Here is a 524-nt window from a genome sequence, read left to right as displayed (position 1 = left end):
ATGCACTGTCATACAGTATCGTTCCCACGTGAAGGTGGAATGAACTTCAACAAAACGAACCTTGAGCTACACGAAAACGGCATGCAGATCCACGCTTGGATTGATGACGAAAAAGTGTACTCAAAAACTTACTACTCTATCGGTGGTGGCTTCATCGTTGATGAAGAGAACTTCGGTAAAGAAGCTGAGAACCCAATCAAGGTTCCTTACGAATTCACAACAGCTGAAGAGCTGGTTAACCAGTGTAAAGAAAGCGGTCTTTCTATCAGCGCGCTAGTGATGAAGAACGAACAAGCACTTCACTCAGACGAAGAAACTCGTACTTACTTCGCGAATATCTGGCGCACGATGCGCGAATGTATGGATCGCGGTATGAACGAAGAAGGCATCCTGCCTGGTCCACTACGTGTACCTCGTCGTGCTGCAGCACTTCGTCAGCAACTGCTTACTTCTGAGAAAACAACGAACGACCCAATGTCTGTTGTTGACTGGGTAAACATGTTCGCTTTCGCAGTAAACGAAGA

Annotated in this window: 1 protein-coding gene; it reads left to right on the top strand. The window is 46.4% G+C overall.

Annotated elements, in window-relative coordinates:
* The coding region (locus R7Q46_RS30140; protein WP_318078712.1) for a serine dehydratase beta chain at positions 1–524 on the top strand (524 nt) is incomplete at both ends.

The organism is Vibrio sp. 811 (assembly GCF_033339195.1).
The sequence above is the reverse complement of the archived record's forward strand: the minus strand, read 5'-3'. Positions and strand labels throughout refer to the sequence as shown.